The organism is Embleya sp. NPDC008237 (genome assembly GCF_042956465.1).
Classification (GTDB): domain Bacteria; phylum Actinomycetota; class Actinomycetes; order Streptomycetales; family Streptomycetaceae; genus Embleya.
Genome location: NZ_JBIBGL010000028.1, coordinates 48,338 through 66,772, shown reverse-complemented (window position 1 = coordinate 66,772; position 18,435 = coordinate 48,338). Strand labels below are relative to the sequence as shown.

General features: G+C 71.0%; 20 protein-coding genes. 7 read left to right on the top strand and 13 right to left on the bottom strand.

Annotated elements, in window-relative coordinates:
• Window positions 1–207: 207 nt before the first annotated feature.
• From ACFZBU_RS44045 to ACFZBU_RS44025, 5 genes are all read right to left on the bottom strand, one after another.
• The gene (locus ACFZBU_RS44045; RefSeq protein WP_391589439.1) at window positions 208–417 is read right to left on the bottom strand and encodes a CsbD family protein; all 210 of its coding nucleotides are present in this window, start codon (window positions 415–417) and stop codon (window positions 208–210) included.
• Window positions 418–533: 116 nt separating this feature from the next.
• Window positions 534–1,946 carry a family 2B encapsulin nanocompartment shell protein gene (locus ACFZBU_RS44040; RefSeq protein ID WP_391589438.1) on the bottom strand — a complete coding sequence of 471 codons (1,413 nt, stop codon included), beginning with the start codon at window positions 1,944–1,946 and terminating at the stop codon, window positions 534–536.
• Between the two features lie 213 nt (window positions 1,947–2,159).
• Window positions 2,160–3,230: an allantoicase gene (alc, locus tag ACFZBU_RS44035; protein WP_391589437.1), complete on the bottom strand. Its 1,071-nt coding sequence runs from the start codon at window positions 3,228–3,230 to the stop codon at window positions 2,160–2,162.
• Between the two features lie 103 nt (window positions 3,231–3,333).
• The gene (gene allB / locus ACFZBU_RS44030; protein WP_391589436.1) at window positions 3,334–4,677 is read right to left on the bottom strand and encodes an allantoinase AllB; all 1,344 of its coding nucleotides are present in this window, start codon (window positions 4,675–4,677) and stop codon (window positions 3,334–3,336) included.
• A complete protein-coding gene (locus ACFZBU_RS44025) occupies window positions 4,674–5,219 on the bottom strand; it encodes a glycerate kinase (RefSeq protein ID WP_391589435.1) in 546 nt (181 codons plus the stop codon). The genes allB and ACFZBU_RS44025 overlap by 4 nt, the downstream gene beginning before the upstream one ends.
• 347 nt (window positions 5,220–5,566) lie before the next feature.
• Here ACFZBU_RS44025 and ACFZBU_RS44020 point away from each other — a divergent pair, with 347 nt between their 5' ends.
• Window positions 5,567–5,824, top strand: a complete 258-nt coding sequence (locus ACFZBU_RS44020; RefSeq protein WP_391589434.1) for a thiamine-binding protein — start codon at window positions 5,567–5,569, stop codon at window positions 5,822–5,824.
• Window positions 5,821–6,183, top strand: a complete 363-nt coding sequence (locus tag ACFZBU_RS44015; RefSeq protein ID WP_391589433.1) for a helix-turn-helix domain-containing protein — start codon at window positions 5,821–5,823, stop codon at window positions 6,181–6,183. Before ACFZBU_RS44020 ends, ACFZBU_RS44015 begins: the two co-directional genes overlap by 4 nt.
• A 704-nt stretch (window positions 6,184–6,887) precedes the next feature.
• Here ACFZBU_RS44015 and ACFZBU_RS44010 read toward each other — a convergent pair.
• From ACFZBU_RS44010 to ACFZBU_RS44000, 3 genes are all read right to left on the bottom strand, one after another.
• Entirely contained in the window at window positions 6,888–7,067 is a 180-nt protein-coding gene (locus ACFZBU_RS44010; protein WP_391589432.1) for a hypothetical protein, read from the bottom strand.
• A 324-nt stretch (window positions 7,068–7,391) separates the two neighbouring features.
• Window positions 7,392–8,498 carry a WXG100 family type VII secretion target gene (locus ACFZBU_RS44005; protein ID WP_391589431.1) on the bottom strand — a complete coding sequence of 369 codons (1,107 nt, stop codon included), beginning with the start codon at window positions 8,496–8,498 and terminating at the stop codon, window positions 7,392–7,394.
• Window positions 8,499–8,566: 68 nt separating this feature from the next.
• Window positions 8,567–8,938 (bottom strand): hypothetical protein, encoded by a 372-nt coding sequence (locus tag ACFZBU_RS44000; RefSeq protein WP_391589430.1) that lies wholly within the window; start codon window positions 8,936–8,938, stop codon window positions 8,567–8,569.
• Window positions 8,939–9,309: 371 nt separating this feature from the next.
• On the opposite strand from ACFZBU_RS44000, the gene uraD reads away from it, so the two are divergent.
• The 3 genes from uraD to ACFZBU_RS43985 all read left to right on the top strand — a co-directional run bounded on the left by uraD (window position 9,310) and on the right by ACFZBU_RS43985 (window position 11,857).
• On the top strand, window positions 9,310–9,807 hold the full coding sequence (gene uraD / locus ACFZBU_RS43995; RefSeq protein ID WP_391589429.1) for a 2-oxo-4-hydroxy-4-carboxy-5-ureidoimidazoline decarboxylase: 498 nt from the start codon (window positions 9,310–9,312) through the stop codon (window positions 9,805–9,807).
• Window positions 9,804–10,145 (top strand): hydroxyisourate hydrolase, encoded by a 342-nt coding sequence (uraH, locus tag ACFZBU_RS43990; protein ID WP_391589428.1) that lies wholly within the window; start codon window positions 9,804–9,806, stop codon window positions 10,143–10,145. The genes uraD and uraH overlap by 4 nt, the downstream gene beginning before the upstream one ends.
• Window positions 10,146–10,357: 212 nt before the next feature.
• Window positions 10,358–11,857 (top strand): 8-oxoguanine deaminase, encoded by a 1,500-nt coding sequence (locus ACFZBU_RS43985; RefSeq protein ID WP_391589427.1) that lies wholly within the window; start codon window positions 10,358–10,360, stop codon window positions 11,855–11,857.
• A 46-nt stretch (window positions 11,858–11,903) separates the two neighbouring features.
• On the opposite strand, the gene ACFZBU_RS43980 is transcribed toward ACFZBU_RS43985, so the two are convergent.
• The 3 genes from ACFZBU_RS43980 to aceB all read right to left on the bottom strand — a co-directional run bounded on the left by ACFZBU_RS43980 (window position 11,904) and on the right by aceB (window position 14,673).
• Window positions 11,904–12,260, bottom strand: coding sequence for an SseB family protein (locus ACFZBU_RS43980; protein WP_391589426.1), 357 nt, complete (start codon window positions 12,258–12,260; stop codon window positions 11,904–11,906).
• Between the two features lie 167 nt (window positions 12,261–12,427).
• The gene (locus ACFZBU_RS43975; RefSeq protein WP_391589425.1) at window positions 12,428–12,817 is read right to left on the bottom strand and encodes a gamma-glutamylcyclotransferase; all 390 of its coding nucleotides are present in this window, start codon (window positions 12,815–12,817) and stop codon (window positions 12,428–12,430) included.
• 236 nt (window positions 12,818–13,053) lie between these two features.
• The gene (gene aceB / locus ACFZBU_RS43970) at window positions 13,054–14,673 is read right to left on the bottom strand and encodes a malate synthase A (RefSeq protein ID WP_391589424.1); all 1,620 of its coding nucleotides are present in this window, start codon (window positions 14,671–14,673) and stop codon (window positions 13,054–13,056) included.
• A 106-nt stretch (window positions 14,674–14,779) separates the two neighbouring features.
• Here aceB and ACFZBU_RS43965 point away from each other — a divergent pair, with 106 nt between their 5' ends.
• On the top strand, window positions 14,780–15,583 hold the full coding sequence (locus ACFZBU_RS43965) for an IclR family transcriptional regulator (RefSeq protein WP_391589423.1): 804 nt from the start codon (window positions 14,780–14,782) through the stop codon (window positions 15,581–15,583).
• A 182-nt stretch (window positions 15,584–15,765) separates the two neighbouring features.
• Here ACFZBU_RS43965 and ACFZBU_RS43960 read toward each other — a convergent pair whose 3' ends face one another.
• Window positions 15,766–17,001 (bottom strand): TetR/AcrR family transcriptional regulator, encoded by a 1,236-nt coding sequence (locus tag ACFZBU_RS43960; protein WP_391589422.1) that lies wholly within the window; start codon window positions 16,999–17,001, stop codon window positions 15,766–15,768.
• A gap of 193 nt (window positions 17,002–17,194) precedes the next feature.
• Here ACFZBU_RS43960 and ACFZBU_RS43955 point away from each other — a divergent pair, with 193 nt between their 5' ends.
• Entirely contained in the window at window positions 17,195–17,974 is a 780-nt protein-coding gene (locus tag ACFZBU_RS43955) for an SDR family NAD(P)-dependent oxidoreductase (protein WP_391589421.1), read from the top strand.
• Window positions 17,975–18,142: 168 nt separating this feature from the next.
• Here the strand turns inward: ACFZBU_RS43955 and ACFZBU_RS43950 are convergent, their stop codons facing one another.
• Window positions 18,143–18,316 (bottom strand): hypothetical protein, encoded by a 174-nt coding sequence (locus tag ACFZBU_RS43950; protein WP_391589420.1) that lies wholly within the window; start codon window positions 18,314–18,316, stop codon window positions 18,143–18,145.
• Window positions 18,317–18,435: the final 119 nt, after the last annotated feature.

Sequence of the window (18,435 nt, the reverse complement as noted above, 5' to 3'; positions counted from 1 at the left end):
CGCTTGAGGCCAAAGCAGCCCGGCCGGCGCATGAGGCCAAAGCAGCCCGGCCGGCGCTTGAGGCCACTCAGCCCCGCCGGCGCTTGAGGCGAACCAGCCCGGCCGGGCACATGAGGCCAAACAGCCCACCCGGGCGCACAAGCCAAACCGCACCACGAGTACAGCGAGGCCCCCCAGCGGGAGCCTCGCTGCCGGTCACAGGTGGGTTCAGTCGCGCTTCATGGAGCCCTTGATCTTGTTGATCGCCTCGTTGGCCTTGTCCTTGGCACCCGCGATGGTGTCCTTGGCCTTGGCCGAGCCCTGATCCTGCTGACCCTCGTCGCGCAGATCCTCGTTGCCGGTCGCCTCGCCGAGCTTCTCCTTGGCCCGGCCGCTGACGTCCTGGGCCTTGTTGCGGATGTTGTCGTCGGTGCCCATGTCTCGGGTCTCCTGTCGCGGTTGACCGTGCGCGTCCGTTGATCGCGCAACGTCCAGCCCGACCTATTACCGCAAACGACCCATTCGACACACTTTTGTGACGTTCGTGACTCTTGTCACCTGGCTCGGGAGATCTCCACGTTCTCCAGCACACCCAGCGCGTCCGGCACCAGGACCGCCGCCGAGTAGTACGCCGTGACCAGGTAGGAGATCAGCGCCTGCTCGTTGATACCCATGAAACGCACCGACAGCCCGGGCTGGTACTCGTCCGGCAGACCGGTCTGGTGCAGGCCCACCACACCCTGGTCGTCCTCACCCGTACGCAGCACCAGGATCGAACTGGTGCGCGCCTCGGAGATCGGGATCTTGTTGCACGGGAAGATCGGCACGCCGCGCCAGGCCGGGATCTGATTGCCGCCCACGTCGACCGTGGTCGGGTACAGGCCGAGCCGACTGCACTCCCGACCGAACGCGGCGATCGTGCGCGGGTGGGCCAGGAACAGCCGGGAGCCGCGCCGGCGACTGAGCAGTTCGTCCATGTCGTCCGGCGTCGGCGGGCCGGACTGGGCCTGGATGCGCTGCTCGTAGTCCGCGTTGTGCAGCAGACCGAAATCGGGGTTGTTGATCAGCTCGTGTTCCTGCCGCTCGCGCAACGCCTCGATGGTCAGTCGCAGCTGCTGCTCGATCTGATCCATCGGCTGGTTGTACAGGTCGGCCACCCGGCTGTGCACCCGCAACACGGTCTGCGCCGCGCTCAACTCGTACTCGCGCGGATTCAGTTCGTAGTCCACGAAACTGCCCGGCAGCACCGCCTCGCCGTGGTGGCCGGCGGACATCGGGATCGCCGCCTCACCCTTCGCGTTCTGCGGGCGGCTACTGGCCTCGGCGTACTCCGCGAGGTGCTCGCGCAGGCTGTCGGCATGCAGCCCGTCGAAGGCGTCCCTGGGCAGCTCCAGCACGATCACCGAAGTGGCCGCCGTGGCCGTGTAGTCCCACGACGACTCCCGGTCGACGAGCATCTTCTCGCCGAAGTGGTCGCCGTCGCCGTGCAATCCGAGCGAGGTGCGATCGCCGTAGGGACCAACCCCGGACTTGGCGATCTTGCCGTGCACGACCAAAATCACCCGGTCGTTCGGCTCACCCATCGTCGCGAGCGACTCCCCCGCCGCGTACTCCCTCCGCACGAAGCGGTCCGCCAACGCGCGCAGTACCTCGTCGTTCTCGAACCCGCGCAGTGGCGCCAACTCACACAACTCCGCCGGGATCACCCGGACTTCGGAGCCGGTCTGGACGAACTGCACGCGCCCGTCGCCCACCCGGTAACTCAACCGCCGGTTGACCCGATATGTACCACCCGACACCTGGACCCACGGCAACATCTTCAGCAGCCACCGCGACGTGATGTCCTGCATCTGCGGGACGGTCTTGGTGGTGGTCGCGAGATTTCGCGCCGCCTCCGTCGCAAGACTCGAACGAGTCAGCGTGTCCTGGGCTTCACTTCCCGTGCCGGCCCCAGCATCGATCGACAACGATTCCGCCTCCCCTGGATGCACCGGCCGCTCCCCTGGCTGAACCGGTCTGCGCGGTCAATCGTTGCCGCTGCGGAGGCAGCCGGCCATTACCCGAACGGGTGAGACTGGAGAGGCGTGGAAGTGGCTATGTAACTACGGTTGCCCGTGGAGTTCGCACCCACGCACCCACTCGGGCGCCCGCCGAACGGCCGACAACGGAGTTGACCCCCATCAGCTATCCCGAGCGGTTCCTTCGCCGGGTGGTTCCGGGGTGTCGAAACGGTGGCGAAGGGCCGTCAGGCCGGCCTCGGTCAGCCGGCCCGGCAGCCGTAGTCGGGCCACCCCGCCGTCCGGGAAGACCTCGATGCGCACGTGCGTGACGGGCCGCCCACCGGCGAGGCGGAAGCGGTGCCGGGTGTCAGGCTGGATCCGGGTACGGGGCAACAGCTCGAACCACGCGTCCGGGTCCACACCCGTGTCGCAACCGACGAGCGCCACCCAACCCGGCGCGTTGCCCAGGTAGTTGTCGATGTCGATCTCGGCGGCCAGTACCTCGGCCTGTCCGGCCAGGCGCACCCGCACCCAGTCGTGCCCGTCGTCGCGCCGGCGCCGGGTCTCCCAGCCCTCGCCCATCACCCGCGAGCGGCCCGGCGCGTTGAGGTTGTGCGGCGAGGAGAAGTATCGGTCGCTGGCCGCCTCGGCCACCGCGCCGTACTCCTGCGCGGCCAGGTCCACGGTGAGCCCGTCCAGCCAGGCCGGGTCCGGTACCGCCTCGCCGTACACACGCAGCCTGGCCACCCCGCCGTCGGGGAAGATGTTCAGCCGCACGTGAGTGAACCGCTGCTCGGCGGTGACCGCGAACGGGTGTGCCGTATCGCCCTCCAGGTCGGTGCGCGCGACGATCGTGGTCCACCGCACGGCGGGGTCGAGCAGTTCCGCCACCGAGGGAGTGCCGGGCACGGCCGCGGCCTCCACCGACGCGCTCGGCGGGTAGTTGCCGGTGAAGAACGCGGTGTCCACCACGATCCCGCGCAGCACACCCGGCACGCCGAGCCGGACGATCGCCCAGTCGTGCGCATCGGCCTCGGGATGCGGATGCTCGGCCGAGGGGCCCCGCCGGCGACGGGTCTCCCAGCCGTCCATGATCTGGCCCCTGGGCCCGAACGTACGCGGGCTGAAGACCGGCGGTTCGGCTCTGAGCAGGTTCTCCTTCTCGGCGAACCACTCGTCGTTGGCGACCGGCACGCCCGCCCCGAGGGCGCGTGCGGCCAGGTTGACGTACTCGGTGAAATCGCTACTCAAGGTCGATCTCCTTGTCCTGAGCGGGAGTTGACGAGACTCGGCGACGACCCGAGACAGTGCGGGAACAGGCCGTCCCCACGCCGCCGGCGCATCCCCGCGGTGATCACGAGGCGGTCTCCGTCCGGTCCAGCAGCCGCCCGCGGGGGCTGCCGTGCACGTCCACGGGCGCGCCCGCGAGCCACGTGGTGCGCACCGCGCCGGTGAGCGCGCGACCCGCGTACGGGGTGATCGGGTTGCGGTGGTGCAGTCCGGCCGGGTCCACGGTGAACACCGCGTCCGGGTCGAACGCGACCAGGTCGGCGTCGTATCCGGGTGCGATCGCGCCCTTGCGGGCCAGGCCCACCAGCCGGGCCGGGCCGGCGGACATCAGCGCGACCACGTCGGCCAGTGCGAGGCCGCGGGCGCGAGCCTCGGTCCACACCGTGGGCAGGCCCAGTTGCAGCGATGCGATGCCGCCCCAGGCCGCGGCGAAGTCGCCGACGTCCAGCCGTTTGAGGTCCGCGGTGCACGGCGAATGATCGGAGACCACGGCGGCGAACGAACCGGCCGCGATCGCGCGCCAGAGCCGGTCGCGGTTGTCCCGGGAACGAATCGGCGGGCAACACTTGAACGCGGTGTCGCCCGCCGGGACGCCCTCGGCGACCAGGGTCAGGTAGTGCGGGCAGGTCTCGGCGGTGACCGCGACCCCCGCCGCGCGGGCGGCGTCCAGGAGCGGCAGCACGTCCGCCGAGGACACGTGCAGGACGTGTACGCGGGCACCGGTGCGCTCGGCGGTGGCGAGCAACTGCTCCACCGCGACGGTCTCGGCCGCGTCCGGTCGCGAGGCCAGGAAGTCGGCGTACGCCCGGCCGGGCACCTGCGGCGCGGCGTCCAGCACCTGCGGCGCCTCCGCGTGGATGATCGCCAGCGCGCCGAGCCGGGCCTGTTCGGTCAGCGCCAGGTCCAGTTCGGCCGCGTCCACGTGCGGGAACTCGTCGACGCCGGACGGCGCGAGGAAGCTCTTGAAGCCGTACACGCCGGCCCGATGCAGTGGCTCCAGTTGGTCGGTGTTGCCCGGGATCGCACCACCCCAGAAACCCACATCCACGTAGACCCGGCCGCGTGCCACCTCCTGCTTGACCCGCAGCGCATCGAGCGTGACGGTGGCCGGGATCGAGTTCAGCGGCATGTCGATCAGCGTGGTGACGCCGCCGGCCGCCGCGGCCCGGGTCGCGCTGGTGAAGCCCTCCCACGCGGTGCGGCCCGGTTCGTTGATGTGTACGTGGGTGTCCACCAGGCCCGGCAGCAGCGCGAGTTCGCCCTGATCCTCGACCGGTGCGCCGGCCGCGGTGCGGTACGGCAGCACGTCCACGATCCGGTCGCCGGCCACGACCACGTCGGCCGGCCGCTCGCCGTCCGGGGTGAACACCCGGCGCGAGCGCAATACGAGAGTGGGGGTATGGGTCACGACGCGTCCTCCGAGTCCACCCGGTGCACCTGCGCGGTCCGCTTGCTCGGCAGGTCCAGGACCGGTAATCCACCTGCGTTGGCGACGAGTTCGTCGACGCGGGTCACACTGTCCACGCCGAGGTCGACCCGCGCGGCCCGGTGCGCGAACGCGCCGTCCGGTACGCGCACGTCCTCGCGCACGTCCTGCGGCGGGGCGCCCTTCGGCCCGTGCACCGCCGCGGCCCCCGTCGGGCCGAGCAGTGGATGGTCCGCGTCCGAGGCGATCACCACCTCGACGCCGGCCGGTCGGGCCGCCGGGTCGCCCCGCCCGATCCGGTCCAGCCGCACCAGCGCGGCCCCGTCGGGAGGCGACTCCGCACCCGCCGCGTCCACGGTGCCCTCGCCGTCGTCGGCGATCGGCGACATCCGTACGTCCGCGTCCGGACGGATCAGCCGGATCCCGGCAGCGGTCCCGACGGCGGCCTGCACCGCGGTCGAGGTCCCCTTGCCGGTCGAGGTCCCCTCGAACCCGTCGGGGGCCACGACGACGACCGGTCCCATACGCTGCTCCTTCGGGTGGGCTGTGCGGGCCGTTCGGGTGGGCCGTCCAAGGACACTGTCCACGCCCTCGGAAGGGCCGTCCAGGGCTCAGTCAACTACGTGGCTGCCGCCCTCTCGGGGATCGACAGGGCCGGCGACCGCCCGGCGAAGCGGCCGCGCCACCGGAAACCGGGGTCGACGTCGGCAGGCGGAATCGATGGGGAGCGACTTCGGCCACGAAACCCGCCGGCCGGCCATGCTGCCCAGGCCGACGAATACGATCCTCGCCTGCGCGGGGCCGACCGCCGCGGGGATCCTGGCGGGGAACGCTCGGACGCCGGCGCCGCGCCCGGCACTAGGGTTCGGGCGTGCGATTGCGGATTGAGTTCTCCACCGAACCGTTCGACCTGGACGGGGTGTCGCCCCACGCCCTGGAGGCCCGACGGGTCATCGAGGAAGCGGGCCTCGACGTGGAGGTCGGCCCGTTCGGCGCGACCGCCGAGGGCAAGGCGGACGTCGTGCTCACGGCCCTCGACAAGGTGTCCCGAGGCGCGCTCGGCGTCGGCGCGACCCGGATCTCGGTACAGGTCGACACCGTGCCGGAAACCCCGGGAGGCCACGCATGAGCCCTGCCGAACACCCGCTGTCCGCCGCCATCAAACCCCTGGTGGCCGCGCTCGGCGCCGAACTCGCCACCCCGGACGAGGCCGGCCCCGAGGACGTCGTCCTGGACTGGGCAGGCGAGCCGGTCGTCGCCGTCCGCCTCCCGGGCCTGACCTCCGCCCTCGACCGCCTCCTCGCCGACGCCGAACGCCGGCACGGCCCCCTGGCCGCCCTCGACCGCGAGGCCAAACAACGCGTGGTCCGCACCCTCGAACAACGCGGCGCCTTCACCATCCGCCACGGCGTCCAAACCGTGGCCGCAGCCCTCGGCGTAAGCCGCTTCACGGTCTACAACTACCTCAACCGAGAAACCCGAAGCTGACACCCCATCACCGCGGAGCCCCCGCACCCCTCGACCATCCATGCATCACCAACACATCCCGCCACCGCGGCACCCCACCCACGCCGACCCCGTCCCGCCGCCGAAACGCCATCATCTCGGAGGCGGTTCCCGCGTATACGTATCCGCGCTCGGCGCCTACGCGGATGATCTCCTCCGGATGGACCGGATAGGTCCTCATGGCAATGTGCACGCATTCGGCTCCACGAAAGCGCCGCCCGAGATCACGCAGGAGCTTGTCCCGCGCCCAACCACGACGATGCAGGACCCAATATCCGACCCACAACGTGATCACCACGGCGGTTCCGAGAAACACCGTCAAGTTCTTCATCCCCGGTGGCCCCGAAGCCTCTGCTGACGCACCCGCACTCGCTGCAGGGCACAGGGAACGGGAAACGCCACCGTCCGAACGAAGTGGTACGTGATGGCACCGGAGCCGTCGGGTGCCCACGCCTCGACCGCGAACCCGTGTGCCGCGGCACTCTCCGCCACTTCCTGGGGCGACATCGAACGCGGGTCGATGCGACTGCTCGTCCGGTCCGCCGCACTCAGGTCGTTCGCCAACCTCCAACGCGCGTGCAGCCCATCCGAGATCCGAGCCGCCGGCCTCCGCCAGTACAGCCACATCCAAAGGCCGCCCCCAAGCCCGACACCGACCTCGACGAGCAACAGCACCAACACCGCGGTCAGCCCCCTCCGGCAGTCTCGTGCACGACCCGCGCGCCGAACAGCAGACGCATCAGTGCGGCACAGTAGTGCGCCCAATCGTCGGGATTCAGCACTCCCAGGAACAGTTCGACGGAAGTGCCGGAACAGGATCCGGCCTCGAAGATCGCACAAGCCGTGCGCGCTCGGAGCTTGGGCAACTCGATCGTGGCCCCTGGAAACGGATTCGGGTCCCCCTCCCACGCACCGAGGCGGACAGTGCAGAGCCCGGCTGGGATCTCGAACGTATGAAAGGTCGCGTAGGCATCCCGAAGGTCCGGCGTGGGAACCATTTCGCGCCTGATCCGACCCGTCAAGTGGGCAGCGGTGATGCTTGCCCGGCCCTCCACACGAGCCAGCGCTCGGGCAACCAGGAAGTAGCCGCTGTCAGGCCGTAGTGCCGTGAATATGGCGGGGAGCTCGAATTCGAGCCGAGAGGCCGACGGAACTTGGGATCCGATATGCGTAGTCATGGTGCGCCGCCCTCACTTCCCGAACTTCGGAGTTTGTGAGACTCGCTGTTGCTCGCGTTGGAGAGCCTCGACGAAGGTGCGGTCCTGCTGGGTCAAAACCGGTACGGGCTCGGCCTTCTCCCTGCCGCCGCCTCCGGCCGAGAAGGCCCAGTTCCATGCCTTCTCGATCGGGTCGGTGCTGGTGACCCATCCGGTTGCCGTGGACGCGTCGACAAGCCCGGTGGCGATTCCGAATGGCACTGCAACGACGACTCCGGCAAGCAGAATGGGTGCGTTGTTGCTCAGCGCTATCAGTGGCAGGGCCCCGAGGGAGTCGGTGAAGTACGTGTATCCGGGTACCGACGAGCCCATCAAGTCTGCGGAACCGTGCAATACCAACGACAAGCCCGAGAATCCGGCTGCCACGAAGGCGACCGGCATCGCGGTCCCCGAGGCCGGCGGAATCATTTCCAGTACGAGGCTGAGCATGCCTGCGCTCGTGCCGATCTTCCCGCTGATGTCCCCCATCTCGTTGAGCACATCCCCGACCTGCCTGAGGGCACCCTTGTGCTCCGGCGCCTTCGGTCCCTTCTCGGCGGCAGCCTTGATCACCACCGCGGCGGCCTTGGCCTCGATCTCGTGCTCGCGATGCAGTTGTGCGGCCCGGCGGAGAATCGCGTCGAGCGCCGCCTTCGCCGCGTCGTTCTCCACCTTGGCCGCCACCACACGTTGCCGGTCCGCGTCGGACAAGCGCCCATACACGAACATCGGGACGTCCGCCGCCTCCTTGGTCTGCGCGATCCGCGCCCGGGCTGCGCGCGCCTCCATCTCCAGCCCCGTCGCCCGCTGTTGCAGGTGGCTCAACTGGTCCGCCCATGCCTGCAATACCGCTCGCGTGGACGTGAAAGCGGCGTCCATGCCCACGAACTTGGGCCGCAGCACCATCAGTCGCGCCCGCATTCCGTCGGCTGCCGGGCCGGTCCAGGAGGCCGTGGCCCCCACTGCCTGATCGATGGCGTTCAGGATGGTCGCGGACTGGTCCACCGCGCGCTGCACATTGCCCGCCAACGCGCTGACGGCTGCCGGGATACCCGGGGCCGGATTCACCAGCAGTCCGGGGAAGTTCGGGTCCGCGGCCACGAATCCACCGAGACCGCCCAACCCGCCACCGGCACGCCAGACGGCCTGAAGGTAGTCCTCGTCCGCGCTCATGACTCGGGATTCAGCACGGATCGGATCGTGCTGCGCGCAGGAGCGGTCGCCACCACGGGCACGGCCTGCGGCACCGGCCCCTCACCCGACCCATCGGGCCCGGCCTGCGACGCGTCGGGCGCATCATGCGCGCCGGACGCAGAGAGCGCACCCGACGGCGTGAACGCCGATCGCACCGCCCCCTCCGTCTGCGAGTAGTTCGCCCGGGCCAGCCGGATTGCGTCCGCGGCGTGTTCGAGGTCCGCACGCATGAACTTCAGGCCGTGGTTCCAGTTGTCGTGAAACTTGGCGCACGCGTGGTCCAAGTCCTTGTGCCCGGTGCGGATCGGGCCGGTTTCCTTGAGTGCATCGAGTGACTGTTCGAGCACATTCGTGCCCTGTCGCAAGTCGCCCGCGAGTCGATCGAGCCAGCCGAAATCGACCCCGAATTCCCCATCAGGCATGAGCCCCCGCCCACTTCGAACGCCTGTTGCACGAATCGCGACGAAGCTAGCACAGTGCGTGGCCTATCACCGCGGATTGGCTCGTGCGCCTCCCGTCTCGAGGGCGTCCGGAGGAAAGGATTCCGTTTGGTGTGTTTCCGGGGTGGGGGCGGGTGTCGGGGTGGTTGGCTTCAACAAGCTGTTGACGGTGGGGATTCGGGGCGCCTAGCGTGCCGGCCATCGTCGGATCGGGGTATCCGCTCGGGTGCGGCGTTCGGCTCCGGACGGTCCGGCCGCCGAGTGAGGAGGTTCCCGGGATGTCGTCGGTGCCAGGACTCGACAGGCTCAACCACGCGTCCGACGACGAGGCGATCCGGCTGCTCGGTGGGGTCTGTGCGAGTGGTGCCTGGATCGGTGCGGTGCTCGCGGCGCGGCCCTACGGCGATCCGGACGAGTTGTACGCGAGTTCCGACGAGGCGGTCGCGGCGCTCACCGCCGAGGATCTCCGGGAGGCGATCGACGGCCACGCCGTGATCGGCCGCGCGCGTCCCGACGATCCGCGGTCCGCGCGCGAACAGTCGGGGGTCCACCGGGCGGGTGACGCGGTGTTGGCCGACCTGCGGGCCGGGAACATCGCGTACGAGAACCGGTTCGGCCGGGTCTTCCTGATCTGCGCGAGTGGTCGCAGCGCCGCGGAGATGCTCGCCGAGCTGCGGCACCGACTCGACAACGACCCGGCGTCCGAGTGGGAGGTCACCCGCGAGGAGCTGCGGAAGATCAACCGCCTGCGCCTGGAAGGGCTGATCTCCGCATGATCTCCACCCACATCCTGGACACCAGCGAGGGCCGACCGGCAACCGAGGTGCCGGTCGAGTTGTCCCGGCGCACGGCCGACGGAACGTGGATCGTGCTCGGCACGTCCGCCACGAACGCCGACGGCCGCTGTCCGGACCTGCCGCCGCTGGGGGTCGGGCCGGACGCCGGGCCGGTGGACGTCCGGCTGGTCTTCGACGTCGCCGCGTACCGCCGCGCCCGCGGCGAGACGCCGTTCTTCCCGGAAGTCCGGGTGGTCTTCACCGCCGACCCCGAAACGAACTACCACGTACCGCTCTTGCTCAACCCCTACGGATACTCCGTCTATCGAGGGAGCTGACAGGCCGCCGATCGACCCTACGGTTCGATCGAGGGCACGGTGCACCGCAAGGGTGTCACCCCGCGAATCCCGGTGGACTGAACGCCGGCCGCTCGGGCATCCGCCCCGGAGGCTTCTCCATCCGCCGTCCCGCCTCCGAGCCCGCACGCACGCCCGCAGGACCGGACGGCGATACGTTCGCACATCGGACCGCTGCCGCAAAGGAACCGCCCATGTCTGTAGGGAACTCCGAGGCGAACTCCGTAGGGAACCCCGACGCGGGTTCCGTGGGCGACTCCGAAGCGCACTCCGCGCGGAATTCCGCAGGCGGCTCCCCCGCGACCTCCCCGGGCGCCGGCACCGTCGACCCCGCCGCCCCCCGGCGCGTCGTCATCGAGAACTGCGCGATCGCAACCGTGGACGCGCGGGACACCGAGTACGCCTTCGGCCACATCGTGGTCGCGGGCAACCGCATCGAGTCGGTCGGCGCCGGGGCCGCCCCCGCCGGCCTGGAAACCGTCGTCCGCCGGATCGACGGGACGGGCCACCTGGTCACACCGGGCCTGGTCAACACGCACCACCACTTCTACCAGTGGATCACCCGCGGCCTCGCCCAGGAGTGCAACCTCTTCGACTGGCTCGTGACGCTGTACCCCACCTGGGCGAAGATCGACGACGAGATGTGTTACGCCGCCGCGCAGGGCTCGGCCGCCGCGCTGCTGCGCTCGGGTTGCACCACCTCCACGGATCACGCGTACGTCTTCCCCAAGGACGGCGGCGACATCCTGGGGGCGGAGATCCGCGCGCTGGCCGAACTGGGCATGCGTTTCCAACCCACTCGCGGCTCGATGGACCTGGGCCGATCGCAGGGCGGGCTGCCGCCGGACGCGTGCGTCGAGGACACCGACGCGGCACTCGCCGCGACCGCCGAGGCGATCGACACGTGGCACGACGCGTCCTTCGACTCGATGGTGCGGATCACCGCCGCACCCTGCTCGCCGTTCTCGGCCACTCCGCAACTGCTGCGCGGAGCGGCCGAGTTGGCCCGCGCAAAGGGCGTGCGACTGCACACCCACGGCTCGGAGACGGTGGAGGAGGATGCCTTTTGCCGGGAGAAGTTCGGCATGGGCCCCACCGACTACCTGGAGAGCGTGGGCTGGCTGGGCGAGGACGTGTGGATGGCGCACTGCGTACACATGAACGACTCGGACATCACCAAGTTCGCCGCCACCGGCACCGGCGTGGCGCACTGCCCGTCCTCCAACGCCCGGCTGGCCGCGGGCATCGCGCGCGTGCCGGAGATGGTGGCCGCCGGCGTACCGGTCGGCCTGGGCGTGGACGGCGCCGCCTCCAACGAGTCGGGCGAACTGGGTACGGAACTGCGCAACGCGCTGCTGATCGCCCGGCTGCGCGGCGGCCCGGCGGCGATGACGGCCCGTCAGTCGTTGCGGCTGGGCACGATGGGCGGTGCGAAGGTGCTCGGTCGCGAGCACGAGATCGGCTCGCTGGAGCCCGGCAAGCTCGCCGACCTGGCGATGTGGCGGGTGGACGGCGTCCTGCACTCGGGCATCGTCGATCCGGTCGCCGCGCTGGTCCTGGGCGCGGCGGCACCGCTGACCCTGCTGTTGGTGAACGGTCGCGAGGTGGTCGAACAGGGCCGGCTCTCCCGGATCGACGAGGAGGAAATCGCCCGCAACGTGGCCCACGCGGCGGCTCGCCTGCGCGCCGAGTGAGCCGCCGGCGCAGCTCGGCGTTCGCCGATCCCCTTGCGCGGGGTCGTCAGTCGTTCGCCGTCGCGGCCCTGGCGACCAGGACCAGCGGTACGGTCGCGCACTGCGTGGCGGAGGCCACCGTCATGGTGCGCACGCCGGTCCGCGCGGCGATGTCGACCAGGCGCGCGGCGTCGCACAGATACGGCCGGGCGTGCGGCACGTCCCGGGCGCAGGTGGCCGCGTCGACGAACGCGGGCAGCCACGGCAGCCCGTCCTGCCCCTGGATGAAGACCACCGACTCGGTGTCGTCGATCGGGACGACCACGCCGCCGGCCACGATCTCCGCGAGCAGATCGGCGGGGTCGGTCTCGGTCTCGTCGGCGCGGTCGAGGATGGCGGCCAGGGCCGGGTTCGCGGCAGTCATGCCATGATCATATGGGCCCCGATTGTCGGGATTGGGCGCCGCCGATCGAAAGCGCGCCCGGCGTCGGGGCGAGGGGGCGGCCCACCCCGGGCCGGTCCTGGGGTCGGCCCGCTCCCTCGCCCCGACCCGCACCGGGCGCAAGCCAGGCCCGGCGGGCCGAACCGCCGCTAAGCCTCGCGCCCCAGTGTCCGCAGGTAGGCGCGCCAGCCACCGAACTCGGTGATCTCCCGGTGCCGGCCCGACTGCGATTCGCCGCGCCGCAGGATCATCGAGAAGCAGGCCGAGCCGTCCTCCAGTTCGATGATCCCGAACTCCAGCTCGGCCGGCTCGGTGGGCAACAGGCTGTCGCGCAGCACCTCGTCCGGAACCTCGTACACCTCACCCTCGATCTGCGCCTCGCTCGCCGGATCGGGCAGCAGACCCGGGCAGCGGTCGTCGATGGAGAAGAAGCGATAGCCGGGCGCGGTACGGGTCTTGGCGACCAGCGGCGCGCCCTCCAGGTGGTGGTGGAAGGGACCGCCCTCCATCGCCTGGCCGTTGAGGAACATCCGTGCCATGTGCTGCCTCCTGTTCGATGCCCTCGCGCGCGAGGTGTCGGCGGGTGTGCACGCATGCGCGCGCTCGGCGCCAACACGATCGCCGCACCCGGGCGGGGGTCGAATGCCACGTCACTCGCGGCCGAAGCGCCGTGCGCATGTGCGGAACGACCGGGCCCGCCCGACCCGCATGTGCCACACGACCGCCGGGGCGGGACCGGCCGTTCCTCGTCTCCGGGGACTGCGAACGGCTCCACTCAGTCGAGGAGTTCGCAACCCGGCAGGGTGAGGAAGTCGACGAACTCCTCGGCCAGAGCGACCTCGAGGAACAGGTCGCGCGCGTCCGCCCAGCGGCCCGCCTCGAACCGGTCTTCGCCGATCTCCCCGCGCAGTGCGCCCAGTTCCTCGACGACCAGGCGCCGGACCAGGTCCGCGGTCACCTTCTCGCCGGTGTCCGAGAGCACCACGCCGTTGTTGATCCACTGCCATACCTGGGACCGGGAGATCTCCGCGGTCGCCACGTCCTCCATCAGGCCGAAGACGGCGACCGCGCCGTATCCGCGCAACCACGCCTCCAGGTAGCGCAGTCCGACCCCGACCGCCGCGTGCAGTCCGGCGCCGGTCGGCGACCCGTCCGCGGACGCCACGTCCAGCAGCTGATCCGCCGTCACCTCGACGTCGTCCCGGGTGCGTTCGATCTGGTTCGGCCGATCGCCGAGCACCGCGTCGAAGGCCTCGCGACAGACCGGCACCAGGTCCGGGTGGGCCACCCACGAGCCGTCGAAGCCGTCGCCGGCCTCGCGGTCCTTGTCGTCGCGCACCTTGGTCAGCGCCGCCGCGTTGGCCGCCGCGTCGCGCCGGGAGGGGATCACCGCCGCCATCCCGCCGATCGCGTGCGCGCCGCGCCGATGGCAGGTGCGCACGAGCAGTTCGGTGTACGCACGCATGAACGGCGCGGTCATGGTGACCGCGTTGCGGTCCGGCAGCACGAACGCTCCGCCCGCGTCGCGGAAGTTCTTCACGATGCTGAACAGGTAGTCCCAGCGGCCCGCGTTCAGGCCCGAGGCGTGCTCGCGCAGTTCGTACAGGATCTCGTCCATCTCGAACGCGGCCGTGACCGTCTCGATCAGCACGGTGGCCCGGATCGTGCCGTGCGGGATGTCCAGCAGCTCCTGCGCGTGCCGGAACACGTCGTTCCACAACCGGGCTTCGAGGTGGCTCTCGATCTTCGGCAGGTAGAAGTACGGGCCCAGGCCCCGGTCGAGCAGCCGGGCCGCGTTGTGGAAGAAGTACAGGCCGAAGTCGACCAGCGCACCGGCGGCCGGCGCCCCGTCCACCAGGACGTGCCGTTCGTCGAGGTGCCAGCCGCGCGGGCGCATCACCACGGTGGCCAATTCGTCGTCCGGGCGCAGCCGGTAGGTCTTGCCCTCGGCGGTGGAGAAGTCGATCCGCCGTTCGTAGGCGTCGATCAGGTTGAGCTGATGCGCGACCACGTTGTGCCAGGTGGGCGCCGAGGCGTCCTCGAAGTCGGCGAGCCAGATCCGGGCGCCCGAGTTGAGCGCGTTGATCGTCATCTTGCGATCCGCCGGGCCGGTGATCTCCACCCGCCGGTCGCGCAGTGCGGGCGGCGCCTCGGCGACGCGCCAGTCGGCGGCGCGCACCTCGGCGGTCTCCGGCAGGAAGTCGAGCCGGCCGGTGCGGGCGATCTCCTCGCGTCGGGCCCGGCGCAGGTCGAGCAACGCGTCACGACGGCCGCCGAACCTGCGCTGCAGGCTCGCCACGAAACCCAGCGCCTCGGTGGTGAGCACCTCGTCCGCGCGCGGCACGGAGCCACCGGTCGCCGTGCCGTGCTTGACCACGATGGTCGGTGCACTCATGCGTTGGCTCTCCTTCGCCGTCGACGCTCTTTTGTAGAATGGACATTAGTTTCCACAAAACGGAAGTTCAACGACGTGTTGGAATATTCTCGACGGAGGTCGTGCCGTGGCCGCACGCGACTCGGGTAGCAACGGCACGAGCGGTGGCGTCCAGTCCCTGGAACGCGCGTTCGACCTCCTCGAACTGCTCGCCGACGCCGGCGGGGTGCTGACGCTCAGCGAACTCGCCGCGCGTTCAGGATTGCCCATGCCCACCATCCACCGCCTGGTACGCACGCTCGTGTCGCTGGGTTATCTGCGCCAGGACGCCTCCCGCCGGTACACCCTCGGCCCGCGGCTGATCCGGCTGGGCGAGACGGCCGGCCGGCTGCTCGGCAGCTGGGCCCGGCCGTACCTGGCCGAACTGATGGAGATCACCGGCGAGACCGCCAATCTCGCGGTGCTGGAGGCGGGCGAGGTGGTCTACGTCGGCCAGGTGCCCAGCCGGCACTCGATGCGGATGTTCACCGAGGTCGGCCGACGGGTGCAGCCGCACTGCACCGCGGTGGGCAAGGTCCTGCTCGCCCAGTTGCCCGAGCCGGACGCCGCCCGCGTGCTCGGCGGCCGACCCCTGGCCTCGCACACCGAGCACACGGTCACCGATCCGGCCGAACTGCTCGCCCTTCTCCCGCGGATCAGGGCGCAGGGCTATGCCATCGACGACCAGGAGCAGGAACTCGGCGTGCGCTGCGTCGCGGTCGTGGTCCCGGGAGCACCCACCGCGACCGCGCTGTCCGTGTCCGGCCCCGAGGGCCGGATCCGAGCGATGGAAGAAGAGTGGATGACCACCAGAATGCAGGAGATCGCCGCCCGCCTGGGCGCACACCTGGGCGGCACCGAACCGGCGCCGCAGCCGACGCCCACGAACTGATCCCCAGGCCCGATCCGTACCCGGCCCGCTTCCGGCGGCGCGTTCGGGCGAACCCACCACACCAGGCCGCGCCTTCGGGCGAACCCGCCACACCAGGCCGCGCCTTCGCGTACCCACCACACCGCGCGACACGCCCGCCCCGCCCGGCCCTCGCGGCCACCCCGGCAGCGCCCGCAGGCGGCTCAACCGCTAGCGTCCAGCGGCGGCTCGGGCTCCCCGGCCGGGTCCAACCCCAGCACCGCACCGGCCACCGCGGCAAGCGTCGCGGCCACGCCGGCGGTGTCCCGTAGGTGTCGGGTGCGCGCCACGTCGTTGATCGCGGTCAGCGCGGCGTGCACCCGGATCCGGGCCGGCGCCGTACCGTACTGCGGGCGCACCGCGCACAGCAGGTGCGCCCACTCCATGAGGTAGTCCGCCTGCGCCTGCCGGGCCCGGTGCCGCGCCGACATCGGCAGGTGCGACACCTCGGTGAGCAGCAACGAGACCAGGTCGCTGTGCTCGGCCGCGAACCGGATGTACGCCTCCAGCAGGGCGCGCAGCGCGGCCTCGGGATCCGCGGCGCCCGCGAGCGCCCCCGTCATGTCCATCGTCAACCACTCGATGCCCCGGGTCACCGCGGCCGAGAGCAGGTCGCCCTTGCTTTCGAAGTGGTTGTACACGCTCGGGCCCGCGATCCCGGCCGCCGCGCCGATGTCCTCGATGGCCACACCGGCATACCCCTGCTCGGCGAACATCCGTACGGCCGCGGTCAGCAGCGCCTCGCGTCGGGAGCGCAGCGCGATCCCGGCCGGCGGCCGCGCGCGGGCGTTCGGCACCAGTTCGGCGGGCGGAGCCGCGACCGCCGCCCGGCCCAGCTCCACGAGCAGCCGCACGTACTCCGGACGGGGAAGTTCGATCCGATGGAAGGACGGGCTGAGCAGCACCCCCAGCCCGCACCACGCGAGCAACTCGGCCTGTTCCGGCGACAACCGCGGGCGGGCGTCCCGAATCAGTCCGGCGACCACGGCGGTCACCGCGCGGATCTCGCGCCGGACCTCGGCCCGCTCCGCCGCCGGTAACAATCGGCCCTCGCGCTGCCACAACACGCCGACCTCGCGATGGTCGAGGGTGACCGCAACCACCGCGCGCAGCACCGTGTCCGGATCCTCGACCGCGCTGCGGGCCAGCGCCTCGCGCACCGGTGCGACCCCGTCGAGCACGACCTGCATGAGCAGGTGCTGCTTGCTCCGGAAGTGCCGGTACAGCGCGGAGGGGCCCATGCCCACCGCCTCGGCGATGTCGCTCATGCCCACGTCGGCGTACCCGCGGCGGTGGAACAGCTCGGCCGCCGCCGCCAGGATCAGCGCGCGCCGATTACGCGGTCGGGTCCCCCGGGCGGGCGGCACGCGTCCACCGACCTTGCGCACCGCAGCCGCCATCGCCTACTTCCTTCCGGGATCCGCCCCGGCGCCATTGTTTCAGCCGACCGCGCGGCCCACTGCCCGCACGCGCATCGGGCCGCCTGCCCCAGCGCGGGCCGCCACGAACCCGGTGTCCGTCCCGCGCGTCGGTCGGCGACACCGCGGACGCACCCGGCGGACCGGCGGGCGCTCGGTTACTACCCTGGGTGGCATGACGACCTCACTGATCACCGGTGCCACCTCGGGCCTCGGCGCCGCGTTCGCCCGACGGCTCGCCCACGAGGGGCACGCCCTCGTCCTGGTCGCGCGCGACCGGGAACGGCTGGCCGAATCCGCCCGCGACCTGCGCGAGGAGCACGGCGTGTCGGTGGAGGTGCTGGCCGCGGACCTGTCCCTGGACGAGGGAATCGCGGCGGTCGAGGCCCGACTCGCCGATCGCGCCGCGCCAGTGGACGTGCTGGTCAACAACGCGGGCTTCGGCAACCGGGGTTCCTTCCTGGACGCGTCCACGGCCGACGAGGTGCGCATGCTCAAGGTGCATTGCGAGGCGGTGCTGCGGCTGACCGGTGCGGCGAGTGCGGCGATGCGCGAGCGCGGCCGCGGCTGGGTGATCAACGTGGCGTCCGTCGCGGCCTTCCTGCCGCGCGGCACCTACGGCGCGAGCAAGGCGTGGGTGGTCTCCTTCACCGAGGGTGCGGCCCGCGAACTCAACGGCAGCGGCGTGCGGTTGATGGCGCTGTGTCCGGGATTCGTGCGCACCGAGTTCCACCTGCGAGCCGGGATGGGCACGTCCAACATCCCCAACTGGATGTGGCTGGACGCCGATCGGGTGGTCGCCGCCGCGATCCGCGACCTGGCGGTGGGCCGCACGGTCAGCGTGCCGGACCTGCGCTACAAGGCGGTGGTCGGGCTCGCCAAGCTCACCCCGCGTGGCCTGTTCGGCAGCGTGTCCACCAGGACCGGCCGGGTGTACGGGCCGACCCGCCCGTAGTTCCCGGCCCGACACGCCACAGGCCCCGCCGACACGAAGTCGACGGGGCCTGCGGGCGCGTACCGGGCGGGGCGGTGGGATCGTCACGCCCCTCCCCCGGGCATCCGCGAGGTTCGGGGACGGCGGCCCGGGCCGATCGCCCGGGCCGCCGTCCGGGAAGCCGGGCCGTCAGCGGCGCGGACGGCTCTTCGGCCGCTCGCTCTTGCCGCGGCGGGCGGCCTTGGGGGATTCGAGGGTGTCCGTCGCCTCCGCTGCCGGTGCCGGTGCGGAGTCTGCACGCTCGGCTTCGACGAACAGCGAGTTCTTGTTCTGCAGGTGGGGTTTCGACTTCTGCTTGGCCATGGCCGTTTCCTCCTACGGAGAACCGATGGTCGGTCGTCAACCACTCTCACATCGATCATCACGGTGCGCATGTCGAGGGCAACGCATCGTAATGATCAAATGCGAATGGCAGCCCGAAA

What these genes read in the sequence shown, in the direction of transcription:
- ACFZBU_RS44045 (WP_391589439.1), bottom strand. Translation starts at nt 417, where the DNA reads ATGGGCACCGACGACAACATCCGCAACAAGGCCCAGGACGTCAGCGGC.
- ACFZBU_RS44025 (WP_391589435.1), bottom strand. Translation starts at nt 5,219, where the DNA reads ATGGGACCGGTCGTCGTCGTGGCCCCCGACGGGTTCGAGGGGACCTCG.
- ACFZBU_RS44015 (WP_391589433.1), top strand. Translation starts at nt 5,821, where the DNA reads ATGAGCCCTGCCGAACACCCGCTGTCCGCCGCCATCAAACCCCTGGTG.
- uraD (WP_391589429.1), top strand. Translation starts at nt 9,310, where the DNA reads ATGTCGTCGGTGCCAGGACTCGACAGGCTCAACCACGCGTCCGACGAC.
- uraH (WP_391589428.1), top strand. Translation starts at nt 9,804, where the DNA reads ATGATCTCCACCCACATCCTGGACACCAGCGAGGGCCGACCGGCAACC.
- ACFZBU_RS43985 (WP_391589427.1), top strand. Translation starts at nt 10,358, where the DNA reads ATGTCTGTAGGGAACTCCGAGGCGAACTCCGTAGGGAACCCCGACGCG.
- ACFZBU_RS43980 (WP_391589426.1), bottom strand. Translation starts at nt 12,260, where the DNA reads ATGACTGCCGCGAACCCGGCCCTGGCCGCCATCCTCGACCGCGCCGAC.
- ACFZBU_RS43975 (WP_391589425.1), bottom strand. Translation starts at nt 12,817, where the DNA reads ATGGCACGGATGTTCCTCAACGGCCAGGCGATGGAGGGCGGTCCCTTC.
- aceB (WP_391589424.1), bottom strand. Translation starts at nt 14,673, where the DNA reads ATGAGTGCACCGACCATCGTGGTCAAGCACGGCACGGCGACCGGTGGC.
- ACFZBU_RS43960 (WP_391589422.1), bottom strand. Translation starts at nt 17,001, where the DNA reads ATGGCGGCTGCGGTGCGCAAGGTCGGTGGACGCGTGCCGCCCGCCCGG.
- ACFZBU_RS43955 (WP_391589421.1), top strand. Translation starts at nt 17,195, where the DNA reads ATGACGACCTCACTGATCACCGGTGCCACCTCGGGCCTCGGCGCCGCG.
- ACFZBU_RS43950 (WP_391589420.1), bottom strand. Translation starts at nt 18,316, where the DNA reads ATGGCCAAGCAGAAGTCGAAACCCCACCTGCAGAACAAGAACTCGCTG.